The organism is Sphaerospermopsis sp. FACHB-1094, assembly GCF_014696195.1.
Taxonomy (GTDB): Bacteria; Cyanobacteriota; Cyanobacteriia; order Cyanobacteriales; family Nostocaceae; genus Sphaerospermopsis; species Sphaerospermopsis kisseleviana.
The window spans coordinates 1-11,728 of the sequence record NZ_JACJPT010000141.1 but is presented as its reverse complement, the minus strand read 5'-3'; the positions used below and the strand labels follow the sequence as shown (position 1 = coordinate 11,728).

At 33.5% G+C, this 11,728-nt stretch carries 10 protein-coding genes; 3 read left to right on the top strand and 7 right to left on the bottom strand.

Annotated features, from left to right (window positions below):
• Window positions 1–471: 471 nt before the first annotated feature.
• From H6F47_RS24740 to H6F47_RS24730, 3 genes are all read right to left on the bottom strand, one after another.
• Window positions 472–2,130 carry a DNA methyltransferase gene (locus H6F47_RS24740; RefSeq protein WP_190651448.1) on the bottom strand — a complete coding sequence of 553 codons (1,659 nt, stop codon included), beginning with the start codon at window positions 2,128–2,130 and terminating at the stop codon, window positions 472–474.
• Between the two features lie 258 nt (window positions 2,131–2,388).
• Window positions 2,389–2,772 (bottom strand): type II toxin-antitoxin system VapC family toxin, encoded by a 384-nt coding sequence (locus H6F47_RS24735; protein ID WP_190346572.1) that lies wholly within the window; start codon window positions 2,770–2,772, stop codon window positions 2,389–2,391.
• Window positions 2,769–3,023, bottom strand: a complete 255-nt coding sequence (locus tag H6F47_RS24730) for a hypothetical protein (RefSeq protein WP_242027490.1) — start codon at window positions 3,021–3,023, stop codon at window positions 2,769–2,771. The genes H6F47_RS24735 and H6F47_RS24730 overlap by 4 nt, the downstream gene beginning before the upstream one ends.
• A 253-nt stretch (window positions 3,024–3,276) precedes the next feature.
• Here H6F47_RS24730 and H6F47_RS24725 point away from each other — a divergent pair, with 253 nt between their 5' ends.
• The gene (locus H6F47_RS24725; protein ID WP_096568799.1) at window positions 3,277–3,510 is read left to right on the top strand and encodes a YgiT-type zinc finger protein; all 234 of its coding nucleotides are present in this window, start codon (window positions 3,277–3,279) and stop codon (window positions 3,508–3,510) included.
• A 32-nt stretch (window positions 3,511–3,542) separates the two neighbouring features.
• Window positions 3,543–4,928, top strand: a complete 1,386-nt coding sequence (locus H6F47_RS24720) for an NB-ARC domain-containing protein (RefSeq protein ID WP_190651446.1) — start codon at window positions 3,543–3,545, stop codon at window positions 4,926–4,928.
• A 91-nt stretch (window positions 4,929–5,019) separates the two neighbouring features.
• Here H6F47_RS24720 and H6F47_RS24715 read toward each other — a convergent pair whose 3' ends face one another.
• From H6F47_RS24715 to bchD, 3 genes are all read right to left on the bottom strand, one after another.
• Window positions 5,020–6,072, bottom strand: a complete 1,053-nt coding sequence (locus H6F47_RS24715) for an MAE_28990/MAE_18760 family HEPN-like nuclease (RefSeq protein WP_190651444.1) — start codon at window positions 6,070–6,072, stop codon at window positions 5,020–5,022.
• A 6-nt stretch (window positions 6,073–6,078) separates the two neighbouring features.
• On the bottom strand, window positions 6,079–7,251 hold the full coding sequence (locus tag H6F47_RS24710) for a DUF262 domain-containing protein (RefSeq protein ID WP_190651442.1): 1,173 nt from the start codon (window positions 7,249–7,251) through the stop codon (window positions 6,079–6,081).
• A 149-nt stretch (window positions 7,252–7,400) separates the two neighbouring features.
• Window positions 7,401–9,422 (bottom strand): magnesium chelatase ATPase subunit D, encoded by a 2,022-nt coding sequence (gene bchD / locus H6F47_RS24705; RefSeq protein WP_190651441.1) that lies wholly within the window; start codon window positions 9,420–9,422, stop codon window positions 7,401–7,403.
• Window positions 9,423–9,685: 263 nt separating this feature from the next.
• Here bchD and H6F47_RS24700 point away from each other — a divergent pair, with 263 nt between their 5' ends.
• Window positions 9,686–10,342, top strand: coding sequence for a Uma2 family endonuclease (locus H6F47_RS24700; RefSeq protein ID WP_190651438.1), 657 nt, complete (start codon window positions 9,686–9,688; stop codon window positions 10,340–10,342).
• A gap of 184 nt (window positions 10,343–10,526) precedes the next feature.
• Here H6F47_RS24700 and H6F47_RS28705 read toward each other — a convergent pair.
• Window positions 10,527–11,728: lamin tail domain-containing protein (locus tag H6F47_RS28705; RefSeq protein ID WP_277877180.1), on the bottom strand; the 1,202-nt coding region annotated here is incomplete at its 5' end.

Sequence of the window (11,728 nt, the reverse complement as noted above, 5' to 3'; positions counted from 1 at the left end):
TTTAGGTTTTTTAGTTTTTTATTTGCTGGTTAATTGTATTTGATACTGATGTATTAATAAGAATTTTTATGATTTTTTAATTATTTGATTTGGTGGAGGTAGGGTAAATTATGGGTAGTATAGCGATCGCTTCAGGGAGTTACCGCTAACGCATTTCCAAAGTATCACTAAATCGTGCATCATTGATAAATTAAAAATAGTGAATTATTTACATCTGCAATTTATTTATAAGCTGTTGTGCATTTAATTTGTATAAGTTTAACAGGCAAGATGCCTGTTCCACAAGAGCTAAGAATATTATGATTATAGAATTTAGCTGCGTAACAGCTTAAAAACCGATATTTTTGTAGGGGTTTAGCAATGCTAAAGCCCTACATGATGTTCTGATGAAATAGGTTAACTGATGAAAATTTATTAAAAGTTAATATATGTGTTGGGTTTCGTTTCCTCAACCCAACCTACCAGATATTATTAAATATCTAACTCAATTTGACTTGCTTTTACTTCTTTTTGTTTTTCTGCACTTTTTAAAACTTCATAAGCTAATGTCATAGTTAATCGTTGTTTATTTTCAATAATATCTTGCACAGTAACAATTTGAATTTTATCACAACTATGAGGCATGAGTTTATTTTGATAAAAACCAGCAGACTTGGCAGTTTTTAACATATCTTTGGTAGGATCTTCTAAGGTGATAAATATGGCAATTCTGGCATTTTCTAAGGTCATTGTTCCTAATAAATCGCGGATATCTCCTGATTTTACCTTCCCAGATTTAACTTGTAAGATGATTTTTTCTTGATCTCCTTTATCACCGTAAAAATAAACAATTCCGTCTACTCCTTGATCTGATCCTTTTTTGATGTTAATTATTCCTCGGTTATTTGTATAGGTTAAAATTGCCCATTTTTCAAATTCTTTACGAGTGCGATCGTCTTTTTTATTTGCTAATGCTATTGCGCTTTCGATATCTTTGGGTATACCATGTAATTTAATGGTGTCTAAAACTCCTTTACCAAAGCTGTCTTCTAATCTTTTTAAGACTAAACTTATACTTTGATAAGTGATGTCTATTCCTATCCATTGTCTGTCTAATTTTTGGCAAACTGCAACGGTTGTACCACATCCACAGTAAGCATCTAATATGATATCATTTTCGTTGGAACTGGCTTTTATTATTCTTTCTAATAATGCTTCTGGTTTTTGTGTTGGATATCCTAAAGATTCTGATTGTTTTTGACCTAATGGTATCACATCTATCCACAGATTATCTACTTCTGCTCCTGAATAATCTTCCATAAAATTCTTTCTTCTAGGCTTTCCATTTTTAGTAAAAAATAACTTTCCTTGTTTATCTAATTCTTCAATTTTTTCTCGATTCATCATCCAACCATAATTAGGTAAATAACCTTTATATTCGTAACGTAAATTTTCTCGCGCCATCATTGCAGGTAATTCAATTGGCTCTGACTTATATCTTCGACCTTGTTCATCAACTTTATTATATCTTTTTTCAATATCATCTTGATTTGATAATTTAGTTTTAGGTGTTTGAAAAAAATACTTGCTTGATTTGCTATAAAAAAATATAATGTCACAATTATTTGCATAACGAAGCATCTTATATTGTGATCCTTTTTTGGTAAAATTTCTTTTCCATGTTATTTCATTTAAAAAATCTCCTCCTTGACTACAAAAAACAGCATCTAAAACTAACTTTAAATAATGACTAGAGGTAGGATCGCAATGTAAATAAAAACTACCTGTAGGTTTTAAAACTCGATGAATTTCTGTTATTCTTAAAGTCATACTCACTAAATAAGCAAGTAAACTACCTGTTCCTAAAACATTACTTAAACCTGTAATTAAAGCTATACATTGTTGAGTAAATAAACCATGATAATTACTGGTGATTTCACTTAATCCCTTAATAGCGTGATCATCCCATTCCCAAGTATCAATAAATGCTTGCGCTTGTGCTTTATCTTCTGAACCAATATTATTATAAATTTGATTGTAATTGCGTTTAGAATTAAAAGGAGGATCAATATAACATAAGTCTACCGATTCATCTTTAATATACTTTCTTAAAACTTCTAAGTTGTCTCCATAATAAAGTTGATTAACCATAGTTTTCCTCAAAGCATTGTAATTGAATACACCTTGATTAATCATTTTTATAGATTGTTACTTTTTTGTCACCTCAGAAAATCCCTGATATTCCTTGATGTATAATTAATAAATATTACAAAAATACCTGAAAATACCTGATTTTTTGGAATCAATCTAAGTTATAATACTTGAACAGCTTATAAAATCTGGTAGGATAGGTCAGACTGCATCAATCCTGTAAATAAGCGGATTCTTGATATCTGACACATCTTACAACTAATTAATAGAAGGTTGATGTAAATTTAAGCCTTTAATAAAACGAAAATATTTAACATTTAATGTATATAAATCAATCTGATTAACTAATGCTGTTGCAGCAATTAAAGCATCAGGTATACTTAATTTATGACTAAGAGAGTAATTTTCCATTAGTGTAATAAACTGAGTAGATATCATGACATCAATAGGAAAAATATGGAGTAATTGTAAATGGGTTTTAATTTTTTTCAACTCCAAATTATTAATAGCACCATAATATAATTCAGCTTGAGTAATAGAACTAATAGCTAATTGATTAATTCCCTGAAACCGCAGTTCAGAGATAACTTGAGAATTGTTTTTATAAAATTCTATGATAATATTTGTATCACATAAAATCATTTATTTTCTGTTCTCCATGCTTCTTGACGAATGGATTGAGTGCTAATATCTCTATTTTCCCAAATTCCCGCTAAATCAAAAAAATCTTGCTCACTATCAGCTATATTATTGTTATCTTCTACTACTTCTACAGATTTGACAAAATCTAAAGCAGAAATAATTTTTAGTAGCATCTCGGCTTTTTCTTTATCAGCAACTTGAATGATTAATTGTTGCATATTTTTATAATTAATTCTATGATTATTATACATTATTTTTCTGGATTACGTCTAGTCGCAGGAAAACCATTATTTTATATGGGTTTAACAATGCTGATATTATTTGATATTTAATGAAAAAATATTAAAAAAATACCTGAAAATACCTGATTGTTTGGAAGCAATATAAGTTATAATACTTGAACGGCTTATAAAATCTGGTAAGGTGCGTCAGACTGCATCAATCCTGTAAATAAGCAGATTCTGATCCAAAAGAATGGATTAATTATTGTCAGAGGAGGTCATAATGTTGAGTTGTCATATTTGTGGTTCAGAAAATTTTACTCAAGAGTTAGTAAATGAAACTTTTGAAATTAACGGTAAACTAATTTTAGTTGAGGGTATTCCCGCTAAAGTTTGTTCTCGTTGTGGAGAAATAACTTTTAGTAGTGAAACTGCGGAAAATATTCGCTCACTGCTGAATAGTAATAAAAAATCTCATAAAAAAATTGAGATTGATGTTTTTGCTTTTTCTGCGTAGCGGATAATATCAATTTATAACATCTAGTTTTTATGACTATTACAGAAATTTTGCAATTTGTAGATAATTTAATTTTCACAGAAACAGATCAGCATTTAGATGATCTGCAAAAAAGAATTATTGAAGAATTATTTAAGGGTAAAACTTATAAACAAATTGCTGAACTTTATAATTATGATGAAGGTTATATTGGTGATGAAAGTAGAAAGTTATTTAAAACATTATCGGATAAGTTGGGAGAAAATATTAATAAATCTAATTTTGCTTGGACTATAGAAAGAGTTGTAAATTCTAAAATTGTTAGCTTTGGTAATCATAATATTAATTCTTATTCTAATTGTCAAAATTCAAATCATCCATCAAATAATAAAAATTCCCCAGAAACAGAAATACCTAAATCTTCTTACCATGATTTAACTTTATCACCAAGAATTATTAGATTTTATGGAAGAGAGAAAGAATTAGAATATTTATCTAATTGTGTTCTCAATCAAAACACCCCTTTAATCTCTATTTTAGGTTTATCAGGAATTGGTAAAACTACTCTAGTTAAAAGATTTGTAGATTTCAACTTAGATAAATTTGAAGTCATAATTTGGAAAAGTTTAAAATATCCCAAATCTCTAAATTTACTCATTGATGATTTATTGCAAGTCTGTAAACAACAACCTGAAAAAAATCTAGATGATAAAATCAAACAACTATTTAATATTCTCTCTACACAAAAATGTTTAATCATCCTTGATGATATCCAAAATATCTTTACACCTGGTGAACTTGCGGGAAAATATCAACCAGAATATCAAGACTATCAACCCTTATTCAAACTTGTTACAGAAACCCAACATCAAAGTAATATTATCTTAATTAGTCAAGAACAATGTCCAGAAATGGAATCTTTATATCCAGAATTATATCCCATCAAATCTTTAGAAATCTCAGGTTTATATCATTCCGATATTCTCCAAAATACAGGATTAAAAAATCAGGATAGTTGGTTAGATTTAATGAAATTATATACAGGTAACTTAATGTTTTTAAAAACTATTACCGTCTTAATTGCCAAAAATTATGATGGTGAAGTTGTTGAATTTTTAGCAGAGAATACATTACATATTACCCAGCAAATCCAGTCTCATTTTCAAGAGATATATAACCGTTTATCACCTATAGAACAACAAATAGTATTACAACTGAGTAAGTTTGAAAACCCTATTTCCAGAGAAGAATTAAGACAAAGTTTAACACAAAAAAGTTTAACACAAAACTTAAATTTGTCCTCAGTTGATTTTAATAACGGTTTACAATCTTTACAACAACGGTATTTAGTAAGTAAGCTGAAAGAAGATAAGGTCATGTTTTCATTATCTTCTGTTTTTCGGGAATATGTGAGAAATCTCTCATTTACATTAAACTAGATCCCCGACTTCTATCATGAATGATCAATTATGAAGATCATGATCAAAGAAGTCGGGGATCTGATACCACTATTTAGATTTTATATCTGCTTTAAGTCGTTAATTTATACAAACGCAAATCTTTTCTGGCCTCAACATCAAATTTTAACCCTACCTCCATTCCTGTGGTTGTTTTAATCTCATCAGTAATTGACTGATCATTATATTTAATACTCTCTATTTTAGCTTCTTGACAGTAGGATTCTCCTACTAAAATAATAGTGCTACCAACTGATAATGAACATTCTATATATGCTGTGAAAACACCAGCTTGAGGTTTTTTAAACCACTTTGTAATTTTACCAACTTCTTGTACTTGTCCAATTGATTCTTTACTTTGAAGCACCTGATAATTGACTAATTCAGTTAGTGCTTGACATAAACTTTCAACAAAATCACATAATTGTAGCAGCGCTTCAGCAGCTAACCAATTATCTATATTTGTTCCATGTGCTGCATCATTGCGATAACTAATTAATGTATTAAGTTCTTTTTCCATCGAAGTTTCATTTCCTCTAATTTCTTCAATAAAATATTTTACATATCTATGTTTTATGATCCAACCCCAACTATTAGAAATACCAGCATTTGCTAATAATCTTTCTAAGCTATTTTTGCGTAAATTCTGTTCATGAAAGAGAAAAGCATCTGGTAATAGTTGATATTTATCTTCTCCAGTTTCTCCATTCAATAACCCCAGCATGACCTTTTGTACAGATAGGTTCTTGTATCTATTATTATCTTCTTTCAATATTTCTTGCAGCAGTCTTCCTACTCCAGTTTGGTGAATCCTACGAATAGTTTCGTTTAAGTCTGAATAATTTGGATATAAACTTGGTAAAATAATTAACCAATCTCGAATTAAGTCTTCTACAAAGGTTTCATAAATAGCATACAAACGAGTGACGACAGCACAATGATCATAAACACGCCAATCAGTTGCTTCCGGGATATCTTGAAACATATCCATGAGGACTATTTTTGTTTCTTCTGGATATACAGAAACATCTCCAAAAGCAATGTCTCGAATTTTCTCATTCGTTTTGATAATGGCACGAATTGTAGAAATATTAGCTTTTACAGCCATGAGCAGATTTTGAAACATTGCTTTTTACTCTGCTATGACTTGAGATAGCATATTATCAAATATACTGATTCTTTCTTGAATATCAGACTTAGTTTTTCCACCTCCAGTAAACAGCTTTGATGTATCTTCTCTAAACAGAATTTTAGTTTTTTCAATTACTTTTGACTTACGTTCCCATAAAATATTTGAATCTTCTAAATGTCTACTAAAACCCACCATTACTGCATCATAATAAGCTTTGTATGCTCTATCCTTCCAAGTATCAGACTGAGGATCAAAAGGTTTGAATAATTTCTCTCCATATATGTGGTGAGCTAGATTGATAGTTTTGAAAAAAATGTCTTTTAGAAATTCGATATCTTGCTCAGAAAATGATAGACTTTTCATCATATATAAGTCGAGAAATCCCTCCATACCTCTACTAAACTTATCAGTATTACGCAATGCAAAAAAACGCAGAATTAGTTCCGCATCTTCCATCTTTTTGTAGAAGTTATTTTTCTGAAGTTCTTCTTTATCATCAATGGGAATATTCCAAGCTGCTGCAAAAATTGGATTAGCTGCTAACTCTAGCAATAACTGATTAAACTGACCATAAAATGAACAATTACGTATTTCCTGATGACTGAGTGCTACTCCTCCAGTGTTGATACGCGCAAAAGCAAGCTGTTTTAAAAACAGTGCATCTTCTGGACTAGATGTTGACTCTGTAATTAAAACTATAGTCGAAATAGAACGACGATCAATTCCTGCTTTAATATTTCCAGGAAGTTCATTATATGTACGTCCATTCAGTTCTGGCCAAAGTTCTAAACCTGTTAATTGCAGACGATTTTCATAAAAATCTTTAAGCGCAGTAATTCTCTGTTGACCATCCATTACTTCATAAACATTATATTTCTTTTCATACAGAATAATTGGAGGTACAGGAATATTAATCAAAAAAGATTCTATTAGTTGAGACTGTTTTTTCTTATTCCATCTATTTCTTCTTTGATAAAAAGGTCTAAGATCCATATAACCTGGTTTTTTTAACGATTCTACAAAAGCTGGTAGCTTTTCCCGGTTCATTTCAGTTAATATTCGTTGTTCACCTTTTTCATATTTTGCATTTATTTCTTGATCAGACATTTTTACATAGTTTGTAGATGCTATTTTTTCCCACATCTTTTCTTCAGTTGGAGCTAGAAGTTGCATTGACTACATTCTCCTTCAATGGTAGTAAAAATCAATAGACTTATCTACAAATTAGCTTAACCTAAACTAGATCCCCGACTTCTTTGATCATGATCTTCATAATTGATCATTCATGCTAGAAGTTGGGGATCTGATATGATTCTGACAATCTATTTAGATTTTATATCAGCGATCGCTCCTCTAGCCATAGATGCGATCGCCTTATCTGTCGCTTTCGGTAACTGGTAATATTTACCTCCCGCAGTTTTCGCTAACTCTTTCGCAAAACCAGTAGAAACAAACTTACTTTCTGTATCAATCACCAGTAATTGCATCCCTGCGGCTCTAATCCTCGCTGCAATATCTAGCAATTCCGCTTTAATATCCGGTTTTTCTCCTGGTTCTTGGGGTTCACCTAAAGAACGAGATAAAGGAATATTACCACGTCCATCCGTAATTGCCACAATCACAACCTGACCGATATCTCCGCCCATTTGAGCATTGACACCAATTCTCACGGCTTGAGTTAACCCATGTGCTAAAGGTGAACCGCCACCACAAGGTAATTTTTCTAACCTGTTTTTTGCTAAAGCGATGGAACGGGTAGGAGGTAATAACACTTCCGCTTGTTCACCCCGGAAAGGTATCAAAGCAATTTGATCACGGTTTTGATAGGATTCGGTTAAAAGCTGCATTACTGCACCCTTGGCAGATTGCATCCGGTTTAATGCCATTGAACCAGAAGCATCAACTACAAATACAACTAAAGCGCCCGCTTTCCTAACTAACCGCTTTGTCCGCATATCGCCCTGTTCCACTATTACCTTTTTATTCGGCTGTCTGGCGCGACGTGCTTTTTGATACGGGGCTGCGGCTCGCAATGTGGCATCTACGGCAATACGTTTTACCTTTCCTTTGGGTAACATTGGCTTGATATAACGTCCCCTGTCTTCTGAGAAGATTAAACTACGACTTCCAGATTTACCTTGACGTTGGGACATCTGAGCAAAATATAATACATCAGAATCCAAAATTACCCCTTCAGGATCAAATACAAATTCTTCGGGAATATCTGGGGGTTCTTGTTGTTCCTGTTCTTCCTGTTGTTCTTCTTTGTCTTCCTGTTCTTCCTCTTCCTCTTGTTCTTCCGAGTCGTCTTGACTTTGGGGTGGTGGGGGTGGTGGAGGTGGTTGATCGGGGGGTGGGGTTTGAATGATGGTAGTGCGGGGAACGATCACCAACTCTACCGCACGTCGCAAGTCTTCCGCGTTAACGGTATTACGTCCTTCTAAAGCTGCTGCTGCTTTGGCAACTCTGACAGCAAACAATTCGGCGCGATGTCCTTCTACTCCAGCGCGGATACATTCATTAACAAGGTATGTGATTTGTTCTAAAGAAATGCTGACTTCTTTTAACCATTCCCTTGCTAAAAGTATTTGGGTTTTGAGTGCGTCTATATCTTCGCTGTATTGGTTTAAAAATTCTTGGGGAGAACGGGAGTAAGCAATGGCCTGTTCCACTGCTTCCACTCTTTGATCTAAACCCAGAACACCATCAGCAGAAAGGGCGATCGCAATTCTATCAAGTAAATGCTCCCTTAAAGCGCCTTCCTCTGGGTTGTAAGTTGCAATAAACAACGGTTTACAGGGATGTTGAAAACTGATACCTTCCCGTTCTATCTGGTTGCGTCCCTCAGATAATACCGCTAACAGTTGATTACTAATTTGATCATCTAATAAATTGATTTCATCCACATATAACACACCTCTGTTACAGGTGGCCAGTAACCCTGGTTGAAAAACTGTATCACCCTGTTTAACCGACTGTTCCACATCCACAGAACCTAAAAGTCGATCTTCGGTGACACCCAAGGGTATTTGAACAAAAGGAACGGGTTTTACTTCTGTTTCTATTTCCTGTCTTTGTTCCGCTAACAGTTTATCATCCCATTCTTCCGGGTGGTTTGGATCACAGTTGCTAATGGAATCTTTCACAACTTCTATAGGTGGTAACAAGGCGTGAATGGCACGCGCCATCACAGATTTAGCCGTACCTCGACGACCAGCAATTACCACACCCCCCAAACCGGGATCTACTGCTGTTAACAGTAATGCTATTTTAATCGCTTCTTGACCGACTACAGCAGTCAATGGAAAAGCTGTTGTTGTTGGGGTTATCGTAGGCGCTGGCATTTTGTTTTTATTGGTTATTATATTTTTTAGGATAGCATTTTTATGTCTCACGCAAAGACGCAAAGACGCAAAGAGAAGAAGGTAAGGGTTTTTTTATTATAATGTTTTGTGTATTTCAGACTTCTTTTTTTGTAAGAACTCCATACAATAAATTATTTAAAACTCTATTCCCTATTTATTCCCTGTACAATAATAAATAACTTGATTGAGTACCACTGTCAAATAAAACAATTATTTACCTTTGGTAAAATGGAGATATAGATATGGTACAGCAAATTACACCAGAAACCCAATCAGAAATAATCTACCCTGATAGTGATGGAAAACCGATGTCAGAAAATACAGAACACTATGAATGGATAGTTAAAATTAAGGAGAATTTAGAAATACTATTTGCATCAAACCCTGATGTATTTATAGCAGGTGATTTACTTTGGTATCCAGTTGAGGGAAGTGTAAAAACCCGTCAAGCACCTGATGTCATGGTGATTTTTGATAGACCAAAAGGTAGACGTGGTTCTTATAAACAATGGGAAGAAAATAATATTGCTCCCCAGGTGGTTTTTGAAATATTATCTCCCGGAAATCGTAGTCAAGAAATGGCGAGAAAGTTACTTTTTTATCATCGTTATGGAGTAGAAGAATATTATATTTACGATCCAACAACCCTTGAATTAACCGGACTTATTAGAGAAGAAGAATGGTTAGAAGAAATTGAAGAAATGAATAATTGGGTAAGTCCACGTTTAGGAATACGTTTTGAATTAACATCAGATAATTTAGAAATTTATTATCCTGATGAAAGAAAGTTTCTCACATCTCTGGAATTAAATCAACAATTGGAACAGGAGCAGCAAAAATATCAAGACTTATTAGCGAAATTGCAAGCTAAAGGAATTGATATCAATACACTTTCATAACTTGAAAAATTCAGATCCCCTACTTATCAAATAATTCGGGGATCTGGTGCTGGACATTCAAAGCTGAATACCTTTCAACAATGGACAATTAACAATTAACAATTGACAATTACCCATCCATTAAACCTTGAATGAAACAATTATCACTTGTCAATTATCAATTATCAATTGATAAAAAACCTACCTATAAAAACCCATAGTTATAGACTTTTTTATCACCGGAACGGGGTACAATTGCCCAAAAGATGACATCACTCATTGCATCTAGTGATAACTCAAAAATCCAATTTTCATCTACAGTTTCGCCATTTTCTGCGGTGCTACGTTTCGCGGTAGGATATAAAGTTAATACCCCATTTTCGTTGAGATAAGAACGCAGTTCTTCAGTAGCGACTGCTTTGGTAACATCATTTGGTAAATCAAAACTATCAGGATCATTGAGAATTAATCCTAAAGGACTTTCAGCATCACTTTCATCTTCTAAGAAACTGCGAATTGCTAGAGATACAGCTTCGGTAAATGTTACTTTTCCACCTAAAGACATTTGTTTGTTAACTGCATTATAAGTAGCAACAAACTTGAGTTGAGAAACTTTTAATTCTTGTTTGATACCTGCAACGGTATTTTTACCATAAGCTAAAGTAGAAACATTATTTCCTGCTGCATCAAACAATTTTGCTTCATCCCCTGCATCATTCCAAATTGCAGAACGACTACCAAAAGAGAAACCACCGGTTTCAGGATGTACTTCATTTGTGTAAACACGGAAACTCTTACCACCTTCTAACACAGTTCCTTGGGGGAAAATGAATACTTGTTTAGCACTACCCGCAGAAGTAATTTTCCAACCAGAAATATCAGCAGGAATGTTACCAAAATTGCTAATTTCTATGTATTCATCGGACTGAGTACGTTTGACTTGACCTTTGTAAGATAGTTTGGAAATGGTGACACCTTGAGTAGCAGTAATGGTAAATTCTTCTGAGTCACTAACTGGAGTTTCCGGTGTACTTTCAACCGTGGTTTCTGGTTTAACTTCTGGTGTTGGTTCAGCGACAGGTTGTGGTGTTGGTTCTGGTTTAACTTCCGGTGTTGATTCAGCGATCGGTTCTGGTGTTGGTTCTGGTTTAACTTCCGGTGTTGATTCAGCGACAGGTTCTGGTGTTGGTTCTGGTTTAACTTCCGGTGTTGATTCAGCGACAGGTTCTGGTGTTGGTTCTGGTTTAACTTCCGGTGTTGATTTAGCGACAGGTTCTGGTGTTGGTTCTGGTGCAGAAGGTTTAATAAATTCAGCAGTACCTATTAACCCTTTTCCACTACTATGAGCAAGAATGATTTGATTTAGTTGTGAATCAGTTTGTAAATCAGTAATGAAATTACCATTGT